This is a genomic window from Meiothermus cerbereus (assembly GCF_051297115.1).
In the GTDB taxonomy this organism is placed as follows: domain Bacteria; phylum Deinococcota; class Deinococci; order Deinococcales; family Thermaceae; genus Meiothermus; species Meiothermus cerbereus_A.
Genome location: NZ_JBEVAL010000024.1, coordinates 19,705 through 39,615, shown reverse-complemented (window position 1 = coordinate 39,615; position 19,911 = coordinate 19,705). Strand labels below are relative to the sequence as shown.

Here is a 19,911-nt window from a genome sequence, read left to right as displayed (position 1 = left end):
AGCATTGGTTTCCACCCCAAAATCCTAAAGTCAAGGTTGAGGGGTGCGGAATGTGGGTTGCACCACGAGCTCTGTGCCATTGGTGGTGTAAGGGTGTATGGCTACCTGCTGTGGTAGCACCCCGGATCACTGTAGCTCTACCAAAAATTAGATGCCGGATGCCAGCAAATTATGTGCCAGGTGACAAACAACCGCAGGCCACACTGAATGTGTTCTCTTGATCAGCCACAATAGCATAAAACCATGCACATACATGGCAAGAAAGTACGCAGCAAGTAAAGTTTTTACGAACGCATCTTTGTTGGCCATTCCATCCAGGTTTACCCCCCATGCACGCTCGGATCGCTTCTCGACCCTGTGAGCACTATGTGGATGAGCAAGTACCCACAGGAGCGAGTTCAAGAGTGGATTTGACAGACCATTCAACATAAGCCCAGCCCGGATGACCTCCTCGTTGAAACTACTCAATACCTCCGAGGAAGTTGGAACGATAGCATTGGAGGTGGCCAAGCCCCTAAGCTCCATTTGAGAAGCAGATAAGACCCCATAGCCAAAGGCCGGAGCGCTCACCGCCAAAACGTATAGAGCACTGCTGGAGCCCCATACTAACGCAGTTAAGAGGATGGCTCGAGTTTTTTCTGCCGGAAGACGCATTAGGTTGGCCAAGTCTGTGTGCAGCCACCCAGTCTTCATAAGCAGATAAACAATTAGTGGAAATAGCCAGCTCAAAGGAATTATCAAAAAGGCAATCATCCTGGGATCACCCGATGCGCCAAAAGCAATCGCAGCCATTAGAGCCCACAAACTCCAATGGACACTAGCCCTAAATAATGCTAGGAATCCTGAGACCCAGTAGTATACGAGAATTATCGCAAGTTCACCCTCGTTGTTTTGATTGTGCAATAGCAGCAATAAACCCCAAAATACAAACCCAGCAGTGATCAGCGTGTTCGGGTTTATGCTCAATTTCACTCTGTCAGACTCCTAATCGCCATATTTATGTGTGGTGGGGTGTTAGGTAACCCCACCACTATTTTGCGGGGCATGCGGTCGCTTATCACCAAGGAGTCAACATCGAAACTCCACCACCGCTACCGCCACCCTGACCGTTTTGATTGGGCCGATCATACCATCCGCTCGACCCATCATAGAGCACCGGCGCCGGTTCAGAACTACCGCCAGTCTTGCTCATTTCCTCAAGCGTTTCCCTGACCCAATCAGCCGTTGAGGTGTTTGATATCCACCTCCAAGCTACACACAACCAGTTACCACAACCCCCAACAGCGCCTCCTACCTCTTCCAATGAAAGCTCTCTCAGCTTCATGTTCCCTCCAGACTCTCAATACGCAACTACCACTCTTTGATGTGTTGTCTACCAACAGCGGCCTGTTCAGCACTATCACATCCGGTCAACTGCCTTGCGTACGATTCACCTCCTTTCCTGGTACTTCCAGCCTAGGGCTTTCGGCGGGAGAGCGGAAGTGAAAAGTTACCGGTTTTTTGAAGGGTCGTCTTAATATTTGGAGCCGGGGTCAGCCCAAAGTAGCGCAGCACCACATCGGCACGGGTCTCGGCGCCCAGGGCCTGCTTGACCCCGCTGACCAGGTTGGCAGCGCGACGCGGACTAATGCCAAGATGGGACGCTATGCCATCGTTGCAAACGCCGGCTACCAAGAGCCGCAGTACCGCGCGTTCTTTTCGGGTGAGGACAACCTCCTCGAGCCTTGGCAATACCCTTTGCCCTTCCGAAACCTGCTGTAGCGTCCACTTTGAGGAACTCCAGACCTGCACTTTCCAGTACCAGGCCAGTTGGGCCCAGCGCAACCAGGTCGGAGAGGTAGAAAGGCGAAGTAGAGGCGGTCTTGACCACACACGGCCCCTGCATGCCGGATAGCAAGGCCAGGGCACTTCCCAAGGGGTAGTCGGCTACCAACACCACCGCGCGGCGCAGGAGCAGGTCACCCAGGGCCAGGGTCAGAGCCTCCTGCACCAGCCTCGAGCCGCTCAGCACACGAATCATCCCCACGGGTTCACCCCCCGAACCCAGTCCCAGAATAGGCTGAGGGCGCTGCGCCGGGCAGCAACAATCCGGGCCTCGCCCACCATTCCAGGTACAACTTGCCGGCTGCCTTCGGCACTCGCTAACTGGAGTGAATCCAGTGCAATCTCCAACTCGTATACCGCTTGGTTGTTGTAGACAACGGTGGTAGGGGATATGCGGACCACAGTACCCCGGCTGGTACCAAAGCGCTGACGCGGGAAGGCGTTCCAGGCCACCTCCGCAAGGGCCCTTGGGCGCAACTTGGGCCGCTCCCGCTCGGGCAGGTAAGCCTTGAAGACCAGGGGTACATCCTGGGGAAGGATCTCGGCCAGAATCTGCCCAGCCATAACCGATTCACCTGTGCGGTGGCCCGAGAGCGAGAGTACCCGCCCCGAGGCCGGGCTAAAGATGCGGGTTGCGCGACGGCTTTCAAGCGCTTTGGTCTGGGCCTTTAGGGTAGCGACCCTGGCCTCGGCGACCCGCACGGCGGCCTCGCTTTGACGCAGGTTCTCCAGGGCCTCGAGGTACTCGACACGGGCAATGGCCCCTGCTTGGTAGAGGCTGGTCTGTAGCTTGGCAATACGCCGACGCTGTGCAAGCTGCTCGCGTATCTGGGCCAGGCTACGTACGGCCTCTTCGGCCTGAGCGCGGCTGGACTCGAGCTGCGATCGGGCCTCCTCGGGGCTGCTGCCAAGACCGTCCAGGGTAAAAAGATGCTGCCCCTTCTGCACAGACTGTCCGGACTGTAAGCCAACAAAAGTGAGCCGTCCGCTGGTGGGGGCGGTCAGGCGGAGCAGCTGACCCCTCGGCTCCAAAGCGCCTGGCGCAAGGGCGTAGACCTGAACCGGCGTAACCCATGCGCCCATAACCAAGCCACCCAGCAGGATCAGCAGCAACCACAGCACCCAGCGGCTTTTGCGCGCAGGCGGGTGTTCCCACTCGAAGCGGCCCTGTTTCATCCGCCTACCTCGTGCATTTTTTGGGCCAGAACCGTTAGGGCCCCCTCCTGCAAGGCAAACACTTCATCGGCTGGCTCCAGCAGGGCCGGGCGATGGGTAATCACCAGCAAGGTACGCTGGCCTTTCAGAGCCCTTAGCAGGGCAACAATCTGGTGCTCCTTGTCCGGGTCAAGGGTTGCGGTAGGCTCATCCAGAATAAGCAAATCGGCGGGGCTCAGGAGGGCCCGAGCAAGACCCAGGAGTTGTCGTTCACCGCTGCTGAACCGGTAAACACTCTCGCCCCCGATGGTGGTATCCAGCCCCTCCGGCAAGCGCCGCACCACGCCTGTCAGGCCCACGGCCTCGAGCACCCGCCACAACTGTTCTTCGGGCCGGTTGTGTCCAAGACCCAGGTTTTCCCGTAAGGTTGCGTAGAACAGCGGCACCTCCTGGCGCAGGTACGCCACCCGCTCGCGCACCGCGTCGGGCGAAAGCTCGGTCAGGTCACGCCCGTCCCAGGTGATGCGCCCGGACTGGGGCAAAAGCATCCGGGCCAGCAAGCCGCCCAGGGTGCTCTTGCCCGCGCCGTTGGGCCCCACCACGGCGGTATAGCTCCCCTTGGGCAGCTCCAGGCAAAGGTCTTTGAGCAGGGGGCGCTCGGGAAGGTAACTAAAGCTCAGGTGCTCCAGGCGCACGGCGCGCTCGAGGGGCTGCAATACTGCGCTCCTCCGTTCGGCCTCGGGCTCGAGTTCGATCACCTCGGCCAGGCGATCGGAGGCCACGGTTCCTTGCTGCACGGCCACTATGCTGCCACTCAAGCTGCTAAGCGCAGCCGCCACGCCCTGCACCAAACCGTAGGCCGCCACCAGTTGGCCTACGGTTAGCTCGAGGCGCAGCACCAGCCCGGCCCCGTACCACAGCAAAAACAAACTAAACACACCGCCCAGCAAGGCAACCAAGGCCCCACCCCAGTTGGACAAGATGAATCCTTGCCAAAGAATGTCATTGAGCCCCGATAGCTGATCCCGGCCACGGTTCAATGCCCAGCCCTCCCCGCGCAGGGCTTTGAGGGCGGCTACCCCTTCCAGCAAACCCAGCACGTAGCTATCTACCTCGGCCCCTTTACGCAGGCTTTGGCGGCTGTTCTCCCGCAGCCGTGGGGCCAGCCAGAGCAGGTGCAGCAGATGAATAGGAATTACCAACAGCGCAACCCAGGCCAGCTTGGCGTTGTAGGTGAAGAGCAAAACAAAGCTGAGGACTGAGGTGAGCAGGGCGGGAGGTAATCCCACCATCAGGTTGCGCAGGATGCTTTCAACCTGGCTCAGATCACCCAAACGCGAGAGCAGGTCGCCGGGCAGACGGGCCTCGAGCGTCCGCAGCGGCAGACGCAAGAGGTGATGAAGGTAGCTTAGCTTGAGGCGGTAGTTGAGGCGCATCGAAAGCTGGGTCGCCAGGTGCGCGCGCAGGCTAGTGAATAACGTTTGGAAAACGGTCAGCACGAAAATAGCCGCCAGCAAGTATGGCAGCAAATCTTCCTCTCGGAAGGTAAGCACCCGATCGAAGATCACCTGGCTCAGGATAGGTGCCCCCAAACCCAGAAGGCTCAGGGCCACGGTAGCCAGCGCAAGCTCCAACAGCACTGCACCCGCCCCTCGGAAATGTGCCAGGTGAGCCAAAAACCCTGCCAGACCTCGTTTGCCCACAAAGTTGCCCCGCTCGAACCCAGGCCCCGGCTTGAGCCACAACAGCTTGCCCGTCCATTTTTCTTGCAGCTCTGCCAGGTTGATCCAGTACAACCCTATCGCAGGATCGGCAATCTGGGCTTTGCGCGGGGTTAGGCAAACCAATACCACATAGTGGTTGTGCTCCCAGTGCAGCATAAGGGGCAGCTCGAGGGTTTGTAGCCCTTCCAGGTCGGCTTCCAGCGCCCGAACCTCGAGGCCAAGCTGCTTGCAAGCGCGCACCAGCCCCCACATCGAGGTGCCCGTCTGCGTCGTTCCGGCCAGCTCGCGCAAGCGATATAGCGGCTCCTTACGCCCCCAATGCTGCAGAACAGTGGCTAGACAGGCCGGCCCGCAATCGGTGCGGTCTATCTGGCGTACGACCCTCATGGAAGCAGGGTAGGAAGGATGACTTAAATTTTTCTAAAAATTCCAGTTTGCTTATAGCATAAGCCCTCTTGTTGCATGAAGCACAAAAGCAGAAGCATGGGCATCAGCAGCCCACAACGCCCTCTACTGCATCAACCCTCGAGTATCCGGCAGTAGGGGGCGATTCCGACCCTTCATCTGGGTTTCCAAATCCTTTCGAGTCTTCTTCAAGCAAAAGTCAGTTTGGCAATGGCTTTTAGATTTCAGCCAACACTAGCCGCAATACAATCAGGCTCGTTACTGCTGTGTAGCCTTACCTCCAAACAAAAACCGTATCATCTCAGGAAAACGCCGTGCCCAGTGGCCCTCGTTATGTACCCCTTCCGGGTCTTCCAGGTACAGGTAGTCCTGGCCGGGCTGCCAGCCTTTTTGCAGCAACAAGCGGTGCATGCGGCGCACCCCCTCCAGATAACGGCGGCTGCTCACGTGGGAAAGGGTAATCTCACGAAAGCCCACGTCCATATAGAGCCTGCCCGGCACCTGCCGCGCCCTCTCAACGAAGCTATAGATGGCCCCGTCGGCAAACCAGAAGGCTGGGCTTACCACGCCCACCAGGCCAAAAACCTCGGGGTGCAGGTAATACGCACACAGGCTGATAAAGCCCCCCATGGAAGAACCCATCACACCGGTGTGCTCGCGGCCCGGCAGGGTACGAAACTCGTCGTCTATAAAGGGCTTGACGGTTTCTATCAAAAACTTGAGGTACTTGTCGCCCTTGCCGCCCCCATGCTTGGGGTCGCGGAAGGGGCTGTATTCGCCCAGGCGCTCCACCCCCATGTTGGGAATACCCACCACTATAGCTTCTAGGCCCTCCTGGGCCAGCATTTCCATGCTCTCGTCCACCTGCCACTCGCCCACGTAACTGGTGGCTTCGTCGAAGATGTTCTGCCCATCGTGCATGTAAAGCACTGGGTAGTGGCGGTTGCTCTTGTGGTAGGAAGGGGGAAGGTAGACCAGAATGTCGCGCTTGTTGCCCAGCTGGGGGCTACGCATGTCTTTGTACACCAGCACCTCGCCCACCACGGTGTGGCCGGGGCCGGTAGGGTGCGGCTTCCATACTTGTGTTTGAGCAGAATAGCCCATTGGGGTATTGTAAGGGCTCAAGGTCAAAAGTCGAGGCCATCCCAGACCTGCACCCCTCAGGGCTTGCGTACCCTGCCCCAAGGCGAGCTTCCCATTCCGGATGGCAGTGTGCAGATCACCTAGCTGACCAGCGTTGTTATTCCCAGCGACGAAACCTGGCGGGTGGGCAGACGCTAGGCCTACCGTTATGAGCTCAAAGGCCGGATTGTGGTGTTTGACTCTAGGGCTTCCTCGAGGTCGAAAACCGCATTGTTGCCAGGGAAACCATCACGGTAGCAGCAGGTCAGTTTGAGGCACTCAGGACGGATGCGTGCCGCAGCCTCGAGAATATCCTGCAAATACAGATCTAGCCTACGCGACACGCCTCAGGTCTCCCTCGAGATCCTTACGAAGCTGGGGTTTGAGGCTTCTTAGGGTAGTCAAATCAACAGCCACGCCAAGCCAATCCTCGAGCGCCAGCTTGAGCCCTACAAAATCACGCAATGTGTAGCGCTCCAGTTCAACCACAAAATCAACGTCGCTGCCGGGCCGTGCTTCACCCCTGGCCACCGAGCCAACAACGTAGAGCCGCCTAACCCCGAAGGTATGCAGCTCGACCTGGTGGTCTTTCAGGATATTTTCCAGTTCCGAGAGCGTCAAGACATCATTGCAGCAAGGCTGTGCTGGTAACGACGCGCATAAGGTTAGGGCAGGTTCTCGAGGTCGGCCAGATCTTTGAGACGCCCACTGGCCTGCTTGTTGCGCTTGAGGTCGTCCAGTGAGATCAGATTGACCTGCACACCGTCAATCTCCGTGATGACCTTGCGAGCATAGCAGTCGGAGAATTCGACGCCGTCAATCCTGGTCGTGACCTCGAGGCGGTAGGGCTCTACCCCCATACGCAGAATTAGCTTTTCGTTCAGGAAAAAATCAGGGGTTAACTCCGGTGAGTCAAAACCAAACGCCCTCATCACCTTGACCATCCGCTCCGCGTTGGTCGGGCTGACCGCAATCCAAAAGTCTATATCGCCCGTGTAGCGCGGGTAGCCGTGATACCCAACCGCATACCCGCCAACTAGGAGATACTCGACCTCATGCTCGTTCAGCAACTTCAAAAACTCTTTGTAGTCGCTCGAAAGCTGCATCGCCGTAGTTTAACCGCCGCAAGAATTCAATGTGATGAATGCGCTCGAGCGGGGTCTTGCCCCACCACTCGAGGCGGTCTTGAAGCTCCATTTCCTCGAAGCTCGAGAAGACCTGAATTTTCTCACGATTCAGACGAGCTTCTACCATATTTACAGTTTAGCAGAGGGCACGAGGCACAACAATTCAGCGCGGTCTCACCGACCAATTGACCTCAAAGCCGAACCCCAAACACTGCGACACGAACACTTTTAGCGGCCCTCCCGCGCGGACTGGCAATCTTCCGGGTGCGTTGTGTTTGCTGGGGGCTCCTACCTGAAGCATGGCCCTGACCCAAACCAAGGGGTTTGGGCAGCGTTCATATCCCCAGACCGCCGACCCGCGCCTTCTCCACCGGCATCCCGGTCAGCCCGTTGAAGGCGTCCACCTCTTCTAAAAAGCGGTGGAACAGGTAGATCGAGTCGTGCGGGCCGGGGCAGGCCTCGGGGTGGTACTGCACGCTAAAGACCGGGTAGCGCAGGTGGGCCATGCCTTCCAGCGTCCCGTCGTTCAGGTTGATGTGGGTGGGCTTGAACTCCTTGAGGGAGTCGGGGTCTACCGCGTAGCCGTGGTTCTGGCTGGTGATCTCGATCTTGCCGGTGAGCAGGTTCTTGACCGGGTGGTTGGCCCCCCGGTGCCCAAACTTGAGCTTGAAGGTGCGCCCCCCTGCGGCCAGGCCCAAGAGCTGGTGGCCCAGGCAGATGCCAAAGGTGGGCAGCAGGCCCATCAGCTTCCAAAGGGTCTCGTGGGCGTAGCGGGGCATGCTGGGGTCGCCGGGGCCGTTGGAGACGAAGAGGCCGTGGGGTTCCAGGGCCATAATCTGCGCGGGGCTGGTCTTGCCCGGCACCACAATCAGCTCGAAGCCCAGCTCGGCCATGTAGCGCATCTGGGCATGCTTGATGCCAAAGTCCATCACCACCACCCGGCGCTGCCCCTTGAAGGTGGGGAACTGGTAAGGCAGCGGGGTGGAGACCTCGGGGGTCATGTCGCGCCCGTCAATATCGGTCCATTTGCGGGCCTCTTCGCGCAGGGCGGCCAGGTCGTCTGGGGTAAAGCGGTAGCCGGGCGAGCCAAAGTGGGTGGCGTGGGCAATTACGCCTTTCATCACCCCACCCTCGCGGATTTTACGCACCAGGGCCCGGGTGTCGATGCCCTCGAGGCCAATCACCCCGGTATCGCGCATGAACTCTTCCAGGCTCTGCTGGGCGCGGGGGCCGGCGGTGTACTTGCTGAACTCCCGCGCCACAAAACCCCGCACCCAGGGCCGGTTGGACTCCATGTCGAAGACATTCACCCCGTAGTTGCCCTGGTGGGGGTAGGTCATCACCACAATCTGCCCGTGGTAGCTGGGGTCGGTCAGGATTTCCTGGTAGCCGGTCTGGGCGGTGTTGAACACCACCTCACCCACGCTCTTACCCCGGTGTCCAAAGGCGTAGCCGTGGTAGGTGGTGCCATCCTCGAGTACCAGCACTGCGCGTTCTCTCATGCCCTAAGCCTCGCTTCCCAAACTGACAATATACACGCTTTTCGCATTTATATACAGCCGACCGCTGTGCGCTTTCTTGGCCCCGCACAAACCGTCGGGAGCCCGTACCGAAGTGGGCTCGTTCCGGCTGCTCAGACCCGCTTATAGGCATTTTCGACGTCCAGCACCTTGGTCACCCCAATCTCGCGGCAGTTGTCGTAAAAGGGGCAGGCGCTGCACTCGGCAAACACCTTGGGGGGCAGGGCCTCGCGGGTGGTCACCTGGTAGCCCAGGTTGGTGAAGAACTTGACCTGCAGCGTCCAGGCGAAAATCTGGGGGATGCCCAGGTCCTTGGCCTCGCGCTCGGCGGCCAGGGCAATCCAGCGGCCCAGGCCCTGCCCCTGGCGGTCGGGGTGAATGGCCAGGCCGCGCACTTCGGCGATGTCGTGCCAGAGAATGTGCAGGGCCCCGCTGCCCACGATATGGCCGTCTTCGTCTTCCAGCACAAAAAAGTCGCGCAGGTTTTCGTACAGGTGGTTGTGGCTGCGTACCAGCATCAGGCCCCGCTCGGCCCAGTACTTGATGAGGGTGTAGATGGGGTCCACATCCTTCATCCGGGCCTTGCGCAGCTCCACATTGGCATCCCACCGCACCCTGGGCAAAACGGTGGTTCCAATCTCAATGGTGTTCATCTTCCCCCAAACCTCCCAAAATCATCCTTCGACCTCGAGCCGCGCTACCTTCAGGGCCTCCCGCACCGCTTCGGGTGCCGTACCGCCGTAGCTTCGTCGTCGGTGGATGGCCGTCTCCAGGCGGGTGAGCGGCAGGGCGTCCTCGCCAAATAAGGGGTGAAAACCTTGCAACTCAGACAGGCTCAGCTCGCGCAGCTCCTTCCCGTTTTCGGCGCAGTGCCGCACGATACGCCCCACCACATGGTGGGCTTCGCGGAAGGGCAAACCGCGCTCGGCCAGGTAGTCGGCCAGCTCGGTGGCCAGCGAGAAGCCCGACTCGGCCGCTCGGAACATGGCCTGGGGGTTCCAGCGCAGGCCCGGCAGCATGGCGGCCAGCAGCGTGACCGAGGCCCGGTAGGTGTCTACCGCGTCGAAGAGGGGCTCTTTGTCCTCCTGCAGGTCTTTGTTGTAGGTCAGGGGCAGGCCCTTGGTGAGGGTGGCCAGGGCCACGAAGCTGCCCAGCACCCGGCCCGCCTTGCCCCGAATCAGCTCGGCGTGGTCGGCATTTTTCTTCTGCGGCATGATCGAGCTGCCGGTACTAAAGGCGTCGGGCAGGGTGGCAAAGCTGAACTCGAAGGTGGTGTAGAGGATAATCTCCTCGGCCAGGCGCGAGAGGGTGATCTGACCGATGGCCAGGGCCGCCAGCACCTCGAGCACGAAATCGCGCGAACCCACCGCGTCCATAGAGTTGCGCATGGGACGCGCAAAACCCAGGGCCTGGGCGGTGGCGTGGCGGTCGATGGGGAAGCCCGTACCGGCCAGGGCCGCGGCCCCCAGGGGCGATTCGTTGAGCCGGTTCAGGGCGTCCTGCAGGCGGCCCGCATCGCGGGAGATCATCTCGTAGTAGGCCAGAAACCAGTGCGAAAGCAAGACCGGCATGGCCCGTTGCAGGTGGGTGTAGCCCGGAAGGATGAGGGGGGGCTCGAGGTACTTCTCGGCCTCCTGCAGCAGCACCCTGCGCAAAGCCTTGAGCTCTTCCAGCAGACGGGTTAGCTCGCCCCGCACCCACAGGCGCAGGTCGGTGGCCACCTGGTCGTTACGACTGCGCGCGGTGTGCAGCTTGCCCCCCACCGGGCCAATAAGCTCGGTCAGGCGGGCCTCGATGTTCATGTGCACGTCTTCCAGCTCTTCGCGCCAGGGGAAGGTGCCCCCCAGGATTTCCTGCTGTACTGCCAGCAATCCACTGCGAATCTGGACTTCTTCCTCGGCGGTAAGAATGCCCTGCTGGGCCAGCATGGCCGCATGGGCCAGCGAGCCCTGGATATCCACCAGGGCCAGGCGCCGGTCAAAGGTCCAGGAGGCGTTGAACTCCTGTGCGATTTTGCTGGGGGCCTCGCTAAAGCGGCCTCCCCAGGTTTTTTGTCCCTGACTCAAGAAATCCTCCCGAAAACCATACCCCAACCCCTCACGAGCAAACCTCGAGCTTTTTCGACATCACAAAAGGCGGCGGGGTGTGGGGGTTGGGCGTGCTGTAGCGCAGGCCGGAATCGTAGATAAAACCAAACTGGCTGTACCACTTCAGCAGTTTGGGCTGGTCGTGGCGCACGGCCAGGCGCAGCTCCCTGGCCCGAACCTCAAAGGCCTGGCGCAAGAGCGCATCCATGAGCTGGTGGGCCACCCCCTGCTGGCGGTACTCAGGAAGCACCCCCAGTTTTTTGACCTCCCACACCCCCCGCTCCAGCGGATGCGGGTGCCGCACCAACCGCACCGTGCCCACCGCCGCTTCCCCGTCCAGCGCCACCCAGGCATACCCCCGCTCCAGATCGGCCCTCACCTGCTCGGGGCTTTCCCGGTGGCCCGTGGAGTCGGGGGCCACCCGGTCGGCCCAGGCCCGGCGCACCACCTGGGCCACCGCCTCCGCGTCGGCGGGGGTGGCAAGGCGAACCTGGATGGGCTTGTGGGGCATCTGCGACCTCTCTTAAGGGCCCTGGTTAGTCCTTGGGCTGGGCCTTGGCCCGTACCCGCAGCCGCAGCGAGTTGAGCTTGATGAAGCCGTCGGCGTCGGCCTGGTTGTAGCCGCCTTTCTCATCGAAGGAGACCAGACTCTTATCATAAAGCGAGAGGGGCGACCTGCGCCCGGCCAGGATGATGTTCCCCTTGTATAGCTTGAAGCGCACCGTACCGGTAACGGTCTTGGCCACGTGATCCATGTAGGCCTGCAGGGCCTCCCGCTCGGGGGCGAACCAGAAGCCGTTGTAGACCAGCTCGGCGTACTTGACCCCCAGCTGGTCGCGCTGGTGCATCACCTCGCGGTCGAGGGTGAGGCTCTCCACCGCCCGCCGGGCGTGGTACATCAGGGTTCCGCCAGGGGTTTCGTAGACCCCGCGCGACTTCATCCCCACAAAGCGGTTTTCCACCAGGTCTACCCGCCCGATGCCGTGTCGCCCGCCAATTTGATTAAGCTTGGTCAGCAGTGCGGCGGGGGAAAGGCGCTCGCCGTTGACGGCCACCACGTCGCCTCCTTCTAGCTGAATCTCCACCAGCTCGGGCTCGTCGGGGGCGTGCCAGGGGTCCTGGGTCAGGCGGAACATCCCCTCGGGCGGCTCGGCCCAGGGGTCTTCCAGCACCCCGCCCTCGAAGGAGTTGTGCAGCAGGTTGGAGTCCACGCTGTAGGGCTTCTCGAGGGTGGTGGGCACCGGAATCCCGTGCATGGCGGCATACTCCATCATCTGGGGCCGGCTTACCAGGTTCCACTCGCGCCAGGGGGCGATCACCTTGATGTCGGGCTTGAGGGCGTAGGCGGTCAGCTCGAAGCGCACCTGGTCGTTGCCCTTGCCGGTAGCCCCGTGGGAGATGGCCTCGGCGTTTTCTTCCTGGGCGATCCGCACCAGGTGCTTGGCGATCAGGGGCCGGGCGATGGAGGTACCCAGCAGGTAGTAGCCCTCGTACAGCGCGCCGGAGCGCAGCATGGGGTAGACAAAATCACGCACGAACTCCTCGCGCAAATCCAGGGCGTAGGCCTTGCTGGCCCCGGTCTTGAGGGCCTTGACCCGGGCCTCCTCAACCTCCTCGCCCTGGCCGATGTCGGCGGTAAAGGTGATGACCTCGGCGTTGTAGTTTTCGATGAGCCACTTCAGGATGATGCTGGTGTCCAGGCCGCCGGAGTATGCGAGCACGATTTTCATTCATTCACCTCAAGGGGCTTTAGGCCCCACACAAAGCCACACAGTACCGCCAAAGCGCATTTGAAACAACCGCTGGGGCGCCGTGCATACCGTATAAGGATACATACCGCAGCAAACCCGGTCAAGGCAGATTATGTCAAGGTCTAGAAGAAAAATCTCGAGCTCACAACCTGTCTTCTGGTGCAATGTGGCTGCATGTTCATGCTGTGACTCGCCGGTGCAAAGCGAATAAATGTGGGGCGTTTCTGCATATTCGAGCATGTGGCCTTCGCGGGGCAGTCCGCTATCTGGTAGCCTGGGCGCTATGGAATGGCTTTACGCGGCCCTGGCTGGCTATGGGCTCGGTTCACTGCCCTTTGCCTACTGGTTTGGGCTGCTGCAAAACAAGAACCTGCTGATGGAAGGCTCGGGCAACGTGGGCGGCACCAACGCCTGGCGGGTGCTGGGGGCGGTGCCAGGGCTGATGGTGATGGTGCTGGACGTGGCCAAGGGCCTGATGGCAGTAGCCCTGGGCGAGTTTCTGGCGCGCGACCCGGGCGGGGGGCTGCTGGCCGGTGCGCTGGCGGTGCTGGGGCACTGCTACTCGGTCTGGCTCTTGGGACGGGGTGGCAAGGGCATCGCCCCTGCCATCGGGGCCCTCTTTGCCGTTAACCCGTGGCTTCTGGCTGCTGCTGGTGGGGCTTTTGGTCTGGCCTACCTGCTGACCCGCCACCCCTACCGCAGTGTGGCCTTGGCGGCGCTGGCCTTTCCGCTGGCCTCGAGCGCAGTCGGAGGCAGCCTCAGCTACCTGTGGTTTGGCTTTGGGGTGGCGTTGCCCGTGCTGCTCAAGCACCTGGCCGAGTGGAACCGCCCACCGGGGCAGTTGCCCGCTCGAGCCGGCAAAGGCAAGCCCAAGTCTTAGGGCCACCACAAAGTGTAATCGGTCAACACATCTGAGACCCTCGGGGAACCAACGCCTGCTGTAGAGGAGTTCCAGGGCCATGTGGGGTCTTCGGCAGTTGTAGTACGCCAGGTAGTCCTCCAGCTCGGCCTGGATCTCACCTACGGTCGTGGGCAGTAGCTGGCCCGGCTGATCCTGGTGTTGTTGACCAGCGGCATGACCCCTGATGAGATTCTGGCCGACCACCCAGACCTCCAACCAGAAGACCTTCAGGCTATCCTGCTGTATGCCGCCAAGCTCAGCGAGGTGGGCACGGTGCTGAGGGTGGTGTGACCCGTTCTTTTATAGGGGCATCTGCCCTTCCGGCTGGTGCGGTTGTTGCGGAAACAGAAACAAGGTCTGCCTAGGCCAGCATCAGCGAAGTGGAACATTTCAGAATGTGGTACGATTTGATTATGAAACACCCCGTGGTGCAACAAGCCGTACAGCTAGGGGTCAAAGGGCGCCTGGTGCTGCCCGCTGGGGTGCGTAGGGTTTTGCGGCTGCGGGAGGGGGATCGTCTGCTGTTACGGCTGCGGGACGATGGGGTGATCGAGCTGGTCAAGGCGGAGGAAGTTGTGCTGGGAAGCAAGGGTCTTTTGCAACGCCTCTATCCTGCCTTGAAGGGGAAAACACTGGCTCAAGAGCTGATCCAGGAACGGCGCAGAGAGGCCCTGCAGGAATGAGCGTGGTGCTGGATGCCTCGGCCTTGTTGGCCTACCTCAACCAGGAGGCAGGGGCCGAGGAAGTCGCTCGGCAGATGGTCGGAGGCGGCTTTATTAGCGCCGTCAATCTGGCTGAAGTTTACAGCAAGGTGACCGAGTGGGGCCAGGACGCGCACCTGCTGGAGCAGGCCCTGGTGCAACAGGGCTTGCTAGGAGGAGTACTGGAAGTGGTGCCCTTCGGCCCTGAAGACGTCCAACTCGTGGCAACGCTGCGACCCCTGACCAAAGCCCTGGGGCTATCCCTGGGGGATCGGGTCTGTCTGGCCTTGGCTATGCGGCTGAAATTGCCAGCCATCACCACCGACAGCGCCTGGAACAACCTGGAGGCGGGGGTTGAGGTGCGGGTCGTGCGTTAGGGCAGGCTCCGCCGGTAGGTCAGCGCCTCGGCCAGGTGGGCCTCCTGGATGCGCTCCGACCCTGCGAGGTCGGCGATGGTGCGGGCAACGCGCAGGATGCGGTCGTAGCTGCGGGCGGTGAGGGCTAAGCGTTTGGTGGCCGCTTGCAAGAGGGCCTCACTGGTGGGGGAAAGCACCGTGTGCTGCCGCAGCGCTCTGCCGAAAAGTTCGCTGTTCAGTTTGCCCTGGCGGGCTTTCATCCTTTCTCTTGCCGCCAGCACCCGTTCCCTTACCGTAGCGGTGGACTCCCCTTCCGGTGCGCGGGCGAGTTCCTCGGGGGTCAGGCGCGGCACTTCCACCACCAGGTCGAAGCGGTCCAGCAGGGGGCCCGAGATGCGCCCGCTGTAGCGCATCCGCTGGGTGGGGGTGCAGCTACAGGCCCTCTCCGGGTCGCCGTGCCAGCCACAGAGGCAAGGGTTCATGGCCGCAATGAGCAAAAACCGCGCCGGATAGGTGAAGCTGGCCCTGGCCCGCGAGATGGTGACCACCCCGTCTTCCAGGGGCTGGCGCAGCACCTCCAAAGCGTCGCGGGAGAACTCGGGAAACTCGTCCAGAAACAGCACCCCCCGATGGGCCAGCGAGATTTCACCGGGCTTGGGGATGGTACCACCCCCAATCAGCCCGGCATCCGAGACGGTGTGGTGGGGGCTGCGGAAGGGTGGGGTCTTGACCAGGCCCTTCATCAGGCGCCCCGCGGCAGAGTGAATGCGGGTCACCTCGAGCGCCTCTTCTTGGCTCAAGGGGGGCAGCAGCCCCACCATCCGCTTGGCCAGCATGGTCTTGCCCGAACCCGGCGTACCGCTCATCAGCAGGTGGTGGGCGCCCGCAGCGGCAATTTCCAGGGCGCGCTTGGCTTTGGCCTGGCCTTTCACGTCGAGCAGATCGAGCGAGGTCTCTGGGGCCTCTGGGCCATCGCTATAGCAGGCCCGTGGCAGGTCTTCCTGCCCCAGCAAAAAGCGCACCAACTGCGCCAGGCTGGCCGCACCCCACACCTCGACCCCTTCGATCAGGGCGGCCTCCTCGGCAGAGCTCTGGGGCATGAGCAGTTTGTAGCCCTCCTGCAGCGCACCTAGCGCCAGGTTTACCGCCCCCGGAACCGGGCGCAACTCACCGTCTAGGCCCAGCTCCCCCGCCGAGGCAAAACCCTGCAGGGCCTCGCTGGGGATGGTTCCCTGGGCACAGAGCAGCCCCAGGGCGATGGGCAGGTCGTAATGGGTGCCCTCTTTGCGCAGTTCGGCTGGGGCCAGGTTGATAACCACCCGCCCCTGGGGGTAGGGAAAGCCCGCATTCTTGAGGGCGGCCCGCACCCGCTCGCGCGACTCTTCGACGGCCTTGTCCGGCAAACCCACCACCGTGTAAAAGGGCATTCCCTGCGAAACGTCCACCTCCACCGTGATGGGCTGGGCCTCGAGGCCAAACAGACTGTAGGTTCGTACTTGTGCCAGCATAGCTACCGCCCCCAGCTTAGCCGGAAGGTGTGCAAAAGCTGGGTAATTTCGGGCTTGGCCCGCCCCAGGGCTGTTATGCTATGGGCCGATGAGCGAGCCTCAGCCAACTGCCGACAACCCCGAGCCCACCCGACCCCGACGGATGAGGGGAGAAACCTGGTACGTTCTGCTCCTCTCGGCGCCCCGAATCATCGCCGAGGGCATCCGGGTGCGGCTGGAACAAAGCCGTATTCCGGTTCACCTCGAGACCCCCTTTACCGGCTTTGGCTTGCCCGAAGCCTATATGGGCACCTACACCGGGGACGTGAGCCTCTGGGTGCCCGAAGTGCTCTACGACGAGGCGGTCTTGATCACTGAGCGCGACCATCAAGGAGAAGCATCATGAGCGTAGTGGGGATTGACCTGGGCGGAACCAAAATTTTGGCGGGGGTGCTCTCGGAGGGCAGCATCAAGGCCAGGGTAACCGTGCCCACCCCGGAAGAAGGCGGCCAGGCCGTGATCGAGGCCATGGCCCAGGCCGCTCAAGCCGCCATAGAAGCCGGGGGTGTGGCTGTGCAGGCCATTGGCCTGGGCACCCCGGGGCCGCTGGACTTCAGGCGCGGACGCATCAAGTTTACCCCCAACATCGTCAACTTCACCGACTTTCCCATCGTGGAGCGGCTCGAGCAGGCCACCGGCTACAAGGTCTATATGGAAAACGACGCCAACGCCGCTGCGCTGGCCGAGCACAAGCTGGGGGCAGCCCGGGGTGCCGAAAGCACCCTCTACATGACGGTCTCGACCGGGGTGGGAGGCGGTTTTGTGTGGGGCAACAGGGTGCTGCGGGGTGTAAATGGTCAGGGGGGCGAAATTGGGCACATCACCATGCAGCCGGGAGGCCCGCTATGCGGCTGTGGGCTGGACGGCTGCCTGGAGGCGCTGGCCACCGGCCCGGCTATGGAGCGCATGGCCCTGGCCGCCTTCCAGCGCGAGATGAACACCCGCGAGCTGTTTATGCTGTTTCAGCAAGGCGACCCCAGGGCCAGTCGAATCGTGCTGCAGGCCGCAGGCTGGGTGGGCATCGCCCTGGCTTCGCTGGTCAAGTGCTACGACCCCGAGGTGGTGGTGCTGGGGGGCGGGGTGGCGCTCAATGCGGGCCAGGCCTACCTGGACGAGGTGCTGCGTTCGTACCACCGCTACATGGAAAACTGGATCGCCCCGCCCATCCGCCTGGCCCAGCTAGGCAGCGAGGCGGGGCTGCTGGGCGCAGCCCTTACGGCGGCCCTCGAGGTAGGCGAGGCTTAGCGGCTCAGGGCATCCAGCCGGGCCATCTGCTCATCGGATAGGCAGATGCGCAAGGCCGCAGCATTCCCCTCGGCCTGCCTGGCATTTTTTGCGCCCGGAATGGGCAGGGTGCCCTTTTGTATGCACCAGCGCAGGGCCACCTGGGCCGGGGTGGCGCCCATAGACTGGGCGATCTCGCCCAGGGCTTGTAATAGGCCGGGAATCTGGGCTTTGCGGGTCACGTAGCGCTGGGCCCGGTAGCGGCCTGGCGGGGGGTTCTCCAGACTGTACTTACCCGTCAGCCAGCCCATGGCCAGCGGGCTATAGGCCATTAACACCATGCCTTCGGCCTGCATGGCTTTTAGAAGGCCGGTCTGCTCGGGCTTGCGCTCGAGCAGGTGGTACTCCACCTGGTTGGCTGCCAGGGGGACATTGTGTTTAGCCAGTACCCTGGCCACACGCTCGAGCTGCTCCAGGTTGTGGTTGGAGACCCCCACCGCCCTGGTCAACCCTTGTTCGTAGGCCTCAACCAGCGAAAGCGCCCACTGCTCGAGCGGTACCGGCTTCCAGGGCCAGTGCAGCAAATACAGATCCAGTTGGTTCATCTCCAGGCGCCTCAGGCTATTTTTGAGGGCAGAAAAAAGCGTCTTGCGGGAAAAGCGCCAGGGGTAGGGAAACAGCTTGGTAACTACCAGGGGCCTGGGCTGGTAGGCCTGGCGATACCGTCCGATCAGCCTTTCTGAAAGGCCAAAACCATAAAACTCGGCCGTATCAAAAAGCCGCACCCCACCTTGCAGGGCGGCTCGGTAGGCGGCCTCGGTATCGCTTTCTCGGTAGCCATTGCCGTAGCCCCAGACCAGTTTGTCGCCCCACTGCCAGGTGCCAATGCCCAGGGGTGGAATAGCCGACAGTCCCTTTATTTGAATCAGGTCGCTCACACCTCGAGCCTACCCTGCCCAGCAGGCCCAGGTATGTGAGGTATAGCCAGGTCTGCCGCAGGCAAGCTACCCTTGGGCCACATCAAAATAGGCTTCCTGCAGGCGATCCACAATCACCTCGAGGCCCTTGTCAATGGCCCGATCCAGGTTCTCGGCAGGGATCAGCGGAACCCCTGCGCCTCGAGCCAGCTCGATCAGATGCTGCTGGATCAGGCGAATCTGGTCGAAATATTGTGCATAAGCCCCGCTGGTGCGCGAACCCTTGGTTTCGCGCTCACGCAAGGCAAAGCGGTCGCGGTGCAGGGCCTCGTCCTCGAGCACCAGCATAATTGGAATCTGAATGACCTCGCTCTGGTACTGGTGGGTCATGTAACCCGGCACCACGTGCACGCCTTCTACTACCAGCGAGGTTTTTTCTCGGGCGCTGCGCTCCTGGATGGCCCGCAAACCCACCGCCACCCTCGAGACCTGGTCGCGAAACCCCTGCATGACCAAAGCCGCGCTGGGTTCAGCTTTTTGTGGTGTGGTCAGCACCCGCCAGGACTCAAAACTGCTGGTATGCAGGGTAGGCAGCAGGTCTTTGGGAACGGTGGCCCGCAGTATTTCCCGCACCGCATCGGTAGAAATCATCCGGGTAATGCCCAGCCGGTAGGCCAGCGCCGAAGCCAGCACGCTCTTCCCTACCCCCGCCACCCCCCCAATCAGCAGGTGTACCGGCTTAACCGCCCGCCGAATACTCCGCAACAGATGGTAGCGGCGGGCCACCTCCTCCCCTGCTTCCTCCATCAGCTCTTCCGCAACGGCCTTGCGCAGATGGTCACGCTTGACCACCGTTGAACCGCTGTCGCGCAAGCGGCGCTCCACATCGCGGGCCATGCGGTAAGCCGCATCGGGCGAAAGCCCTACCGCCATCACCGACTGGGCCAGCACCCCTTTGGAAAAAGGCACCCTTGGCTCGCCTTCCCCTTCCTCGACAAAAATTTCCCCTGCCAGCGCTTGCCGCCCCGCGTAACGGTTTCTTGCAGCCGGCCCATACAGCTCTTCAATTTCGGCAATAATGCGCTTCTCTAGCTCATCCGCATCTATCGAACGCACCCCACTGCGGCGCAAGCGGCTTTCCAGCGAACGCGCGATGGTCTGGGCCTCGCGCATAGAAAACCCCGCATCTTCCAGGCTGCGCGCCAGCACCCCCTTGGAAAAGGGCCGACGGCGATACCCCTCCCTGACCATAATGTCTTCAAAAGCCTGGGTCTGGCCTTGGAGGCGCTCGGCCATCTCTGGCCCAAAGTTTCTTTCCACCTCTTTGATGAGCAGTTTTTTGAGGGCCAGGGCAGTAATTTCTGGCTTTTTGCGGGAACGCAAATGTTCCTCGATGGTATGGGCTAACGACATTGCCGGCTCCATCTTCAGCCCTGCCATCATCATCGATTCGACCAGCAGTCCCTTCGAAAAAGGCCAGCGAAAGCCCCCTGGCGTTTTAATGAATACTTCGCGCACAGTTTAATCGTACCCGAAAAAGGTTTGACACA

The 19,911-nt window shown here is 61.5% G+C and carries 23 protein-coding genes and 1 pseudogene; 6 read left to right on the top strand and 18 right to left on the bottom strand.

Features of this window, described 5'->3' with window-relative positions; all coding sequences use genetic code 11:
* Positions 1-147: 147 nt before the first annotated feature.
* From ABWU19_RS07070 to ABWU19_RS07005, 14 genes are all read right to left on the bottom strand, one after another.
* A complete protein-coding gene (locus tag ABWU19_RS07070; protein ID WP_435901010.1) occupies positions 148-792 on the bottom strand; it encodes a CPBP family glutamic-type intramembrane protease in 645 nt (214 codons plus the stop codon).
* Positions 793-1,455: 663 nt separating this feature from the next.
* A complete protein-coding gene (locus ABWU19_RS07065; protein ID WP_435901012.1) occupies positions 1,456-1,674 on the bottom strand; it encodes a hypothetical protein in 219 nt (72 codons plus the stop codon).
* Positions 1,625-2,020 (bottom strand): hypothetical protein, encoded by a 396-nt coding sequence (locus ABWU19_RS07060; protein WP_435901013.1) that lies wholly within the window; start codon positions 2,018-2,020, stop codon positions 1,625-1,627. The genes ABWU19_RS07065 and ABWU19_RS07060 overlap by 50 nt, the downstream gene beginning before the upstream one ends.
* Positions 2,017-3,000, bottom strand: a complete 984-nt coding sequence (locus tag ABWU19_RS07055; RefSeq protein WP_435901009.1) for an efflux RND transporter periplasmic adaptor subunit — start codon at positions 2,998-3,000, stop codon at positions 2,017-2,019. Before ABWU19_RS07055 ends, ABWU19_RS07060 begins: the two co-directional genes overlap by 4 nt.
* Positions 2,997-5,090, bottom strand: coding sequence for a peptidase domain-containing ABC transporter (locus ABWU19_RS07050; protein WP_435901008.1), 2,094 nt, complete (start codon positions 5,088-5,090; stop codon positions 2,997-2,999). The genes ABWU19_RS07055 and ABWU19_RS07050 overlap by 4 nt, the downstream gene beginning before the upstream one ends.
* 276 nt (positions 5,091-5,366) lie before the next feature.
* Positions 5,367-6,212, bottom strand: a complete 846-nt coding sequence (locus tag ABWU19_RS07045) for an alpha/beta hydrolase (RefSeq protein WP_435901007.1) — start codon at positions 6,210-6,212, stop codon at positions 5,367-5,369.
* A 351-nt stretch (positions 6,213-6,563) separates the two neighbouring features.
* Positions 6,564-6,851 (bottom strand): nucleotidyltransferase family protein, encoded by a 288-nt coding sequence (locus tag ABWU19_RS07040; protein WP_435901006.1) that lies wholly within the window; start codon positions 6,849-6,851, stop codon positions 6,564-6,566.
* 44 nt (positions 6,852-6,895) lie between these two features.
* Positions 6,896-7,336 (bottom strand): hypothetical protein, encoded by a 441-nt coding sequence (locus ABWU19_RS07035; RefSeq protein ID WP_435901005.1) that lies wholly within the window; start codon positions 7,334-7,336, stop codon positions 6,896-6,898.
* Positions 7,284-7,484, bottom strand: a complete 201-nt coding sequence (locus tag ABWU19_RS07030) for a hypothetical protein (RefSeq protein ID WP_435901004.1) — start codon at positions 7,482-7,484, stop codon at positions 7,284-7,286. The genes ABWU19_RS07035 and ABWU19_RS07030 overlap by 53 nt, the downstream gene beginning before the upstream one ends.
* Before the next feature lie 208 nt (positions 7,485-7,692).
* A complete protein-coding gene (carA, locus tag ABWU19_RS07025; RefSeq protein ID WP_435901003.1) occupies positions 7,693-8,859 on the bottom strand; it encodes a glutamine-hydrolyzing carbamoyl-phosphate synthase small subunit in 1,167 nt (388 codons plus the stop codon).
* A gap of 131 nt (positions 8,860-8,990) precedes the next feature.
* Complete coding sequence (locus ABWU19_RS07020; RefSeq protein WP_435901002.1) at positions 8,991-9,530, bottom strand: N-acetyltransferase; 540 nt, start codon at positions 9,528-9,530, stop codon at positions 8,991-8,993.
* A gap of 21 nt (positions 9,531-9,551) precedes the next feature.
* Positions 9,552-10,943 carry an argininosuccinate lyase gene (argH, locus tag ABWU19_RS07015; RefSeq protein ID WP_435901001.1) on the bottom strand — a complete coding sequence of 464 codons (1,392 nt, stop codon included), beginning with the start codon at positions 10,941-10,943 and terminating at the stop codon, positions 9,552-9,554.
* 31 nt (positions 10,944-10,974) lie between these two features.
* The gene (locus ABWU19_RS07010) at positions 10,975-11,475 is read right to left on the bottom strand and encodes a GNAT family N-acetyltransferase (protein WP_435901000.1); all 501 of its coding nucleotides are present in this window, start codon (positions 11,473-11,475) and stop codon (positions 10,975-10,977) included.
* Positions 11,476-11,500: 25 nt separating this feature from the next.
* A complete protein-coding gene (locus ABWU19_RS07005) occupies positions 11,501-12,694 on the bottom strand; it encodes an argininosuccinate synthase (RefSeq protein ID WP_435900999.1) in 1,194 nt (397 codons plus the stop codon).
* Between the two features lie 304 nt (positions 12,695-12,998).
* Between ABWU19_RS07005 and ABWU19_RS07000 the strand changes: the two genes are divergently transcribed.
* The gene (locus ABWU19_RS07000; RefSeq protein ID WP_435900998.1) at positions 12,999-13,595 is read left to right on the top strand and encodes a glycerol-3-phosphate acyltransferase; all 597 of its coding nucleotides are present in this window, start codon (positions 12,999-13,001) and stop codon (positions 13,593-13,595) included.
* On the opposite strand, the pseudogene ABWU19_RS06995 reads toward ABWU19_RS07000, so the two are convergent.
* A pseudogene (locus ABWU19_RS06995) lies at positions 13,592-13,751 on the bottom strand (integrase core domain-containing protein); the annotation flags it as partial. The gene ABWU19_RS07000 and the pseudogene ABWU19_RS06995 overlap by 4 nt on opposite strands.
* Positions 13,752-13,772: 21 nt before the next feature.
* Between ABWU19_RS06995 and ABWU19_RS06990 the strand changes: the two are divergent.
* The 3 genes from ABWU19_RS06990 to ABWU19_RS06980 all read left to right on the top strand — a co-directional run bounded on the left by ABWU19_RS06990 (position 13,773) and on the right by ABWU19_RS06980 (position 14,694).
* Positions 13,773-13,907, top strand: a complete 135-nt coding sequence (locus tag ABWU19_RS06990) for a DUF433 domain-containing protein (RefSeq protein ID WP_435900997.1) — start codon at positions 13,773-13,775, stop codon at positions 13,905-13,907.
* Between the two features lie 122 nt (positions 13,908-14,029).
* On the top strand, positions 14,030-14,299 hold the full coding sequence (locus ABWU19_RS06985; RefSeq protein ID WP_297858994.1) for an AbrB/MazE/SpoVT family DNA-binding domain-containing protein: 270 nt from the start codon (positions 14,030-14,032) through the stop codon (positions 14,297-14,299).
* Positions 14,296-14,694, top strand: a complete 399-nt coding sequence (locus ABWU19_RS06980) for a type II toxin-antitoxin system VapC family toxin (protein ID WP_435900996.1) — start codon at positions 14,296-14,298, stop codon at positions 14,692-14,694. Before ABWU19_RS06985 ends, ABWU19_RS06980 begins: the two co-directional genes overlap by 4 nt.
* Here ABWU19_RS06980 and ABWU19_RS06975 read toward each other — a convergent pair.
* Complete coding sequence (locus tag ABWU19_RS06975) at positions 14,691-16,181, bottom strand: YifB family Mg chelatase-like AAA ATPase (RefSeq protein ID WP_435900995.1); 1,491 nt, start codon at positions 16,179-16,181, stop codon at positions 14,691-14,693. The two genes, ABWU19_RS06980 and ABWU19_RS06975, sit on opposite strands and share 4 nt — an antisense overlap.
* A gap of 88 nt (positions 16,182-16,269) precedes the next feature.
* Here ABWU19_RS06975 and ABWU19_RS06970 point away from each other — a divergent pair, with 88 nt between their 5' ends.
* Both ABWU19_RS06970 and ABWU19_RS06965 read left to right on the top strand, forming a co-directional pair.
* Positions 16,270-16,566 carry a hypothetical protein gene (locus tag ABWU19_RS06970; RefSeq protein ID WP_435900994.1) on the top strand — a complete coding sequence of 99 codons (297 nt, stop codon included), beginning with the start codon at positions 16,270-16,272 and terminating at the stop codon, positions 16,564-16,566.
* Complete coding sequence (locus ABWU19_RS06965) at positions 16,563-17,465, top strand: ROK family protein (RefSeq protein WP_435900993.1); 903 nt, start codon at positions 16,563-16,565, stop codon at positions 17,463-17,465. The genes ABWU19_RS06970 and ABWU19_RS06965 overlap by 4 nt, the downstream gene beginning before the upstream one ends.
* Here the strand turns inward: ABWU19_RS06965 and ABWU19_RS06960 are convergent.
* Positions 17,462-18,382 carry an aldo/keto reductase gene (locus tag ABWU19_RS06960; RefSeq protein ID WP_435900992.1) on the bottom strand — a complete coding sequence of 307 codons (921 nt, stop codon included), beginning with the start codon at positions 18,380-18,382 and terminating at the stop codon, positions 17,462-17,464. The two genes, ABWU19_RS06965 and ABWU19_RS06960, sit on opposite strands and share 4 nt — an antisense overlap.
* A gap of 66 nt (positions 18,383-18,448) precedes the next feature.
* The gene (locus ABWU19_RS06955) at positions 18,449-19,879 is read right to left on the bottom strand and encodes an ATP cone domain-containing protein (RefSeq protein ID WP_435900991.1); all 1,431 of its coding nucleotides are present in this window, start codon (positions 19,877-19,879) and stop codon (positions 18,449-18,451) included.
* Positions 19,880-19,911: the final 32 nt, after the last annotated feature.

Coding starts and splice junctions, on each gene's coding strand:
- ABWU19_RS07050 (WP_435901008.1), bottom strand. CDS start 5,090: ATGAGGGTCGTACGCCAGATAGACCGCACCGATTGCGGGCCGGCCTGT.
- ABWU19_RS06985 (WP_297858994.1), top strand. CDS start 14,030: ATGAAACACCCCGTGGTGCAACAAGCCGTACAGCTAGGGGTCAAAGGG.
- ABWU19_RS07060 (WP_435901013.1), bottom strand. CDS start 2,020: ATGATTCGTGTGCTGAGCGGCTCGAGGCTGGTGCAGGAGGCTCTGACC.
- ABWU19_RS07005 (WP_435900999.1), bottom strand. CDS start 12,694: ATGAAAATCGTGCTCGCATACTCCGGCGGCCTGGACACCAGCATCATC.
- ABWU19_RS07055 (WP_435901009.1), bottom strand. CDS start 3,000: ATGAAACAGGGCCGCTTCGAGTGGGAACACCCGCCTGCGCGCAAAAGC.
- ABWU19_RS06980 (WP_435900996.1), top strand. CDS start 14,296: ATGAGCGTGGTGCTGGATGCCTCGGCCTTGTTGGCCTACCTCAACCAG.
- ABWU19_RS07000 (WP_435900998.1), top strand. CDS start 12,999: ATGGAATGGCTTTACGCGGCCCTGGCTGGCTATGGGCTCGGTTCACTG.
- ABWU19_RS06975 (WP_435900995.1), bottom strand. CDS start 16,181: ATGCTGGCACAAGTACGAACCTACAGTCTGTTTGGCCTCGAGGCCCAG.
- ABWU19_RS07045 (WP_435901007.1), bottom strand. CDS start 6,212: ATGGGCTATTCTGCTCAAACACAAGTATGGAAGCCGCACCCTACCGGC.
- ABWU19_RS07030 (WP_435901004.1), bottom strand. CDS start 7,484: ATGGTAGAAGCTCGTCTGAATCGTGAGAAAATTCAGGTCTTCTCGAGC.
- ABWU19_RS07020 (WP_435901002.1), bottom strand. CDS start 9,530: ATGAACACCATTGAGATTGGAACCACCGTTTTGCCCAGGGTGCGGTGG.
- ABWU19_RS06965 (WP_435900993.1), top strand. CDS start 16,563: ATGAGCGTAGTGGGGATTGACCTGGGCGGAACCAAAATTTTGGCGGGG.
- carA (WP_435901003.1), bottom strand. CDS start 8,859: ATGAGAGAACGCGCAGTGCTGGTACTCGAGGATGGCACCACCTACCAC.
- ABWU19_RS06970 (WP_435900994.1), top strand. CDS start 16,270: ATGAGCGAGCCTCAGCCAACTGCCGACAACCCCGAGCCCACCCGACCC.
- ABWU19_RS07035 (WP_435901005.1), bottom strand. CDS start 7,336: ATGCAGCTTTCGAGCGACTACAAAGAGTTTTTGAAGTTGCTGAACGAG.
- ABWU19_RS07010 (WP_435901000.1), bottom strand. CDS start 11,475: ATGCCCCACAAGCCCATCCAGGTTCGCCTTGCCACCCCCGCCGACGCG.
- ABWU19_RS07070 (WP_435901010.1), bottom strand. CDS start 792: ATGGCTGCGATTGCTTTTGGCGCATCGGGTGATCCCAGGATGATTGCC.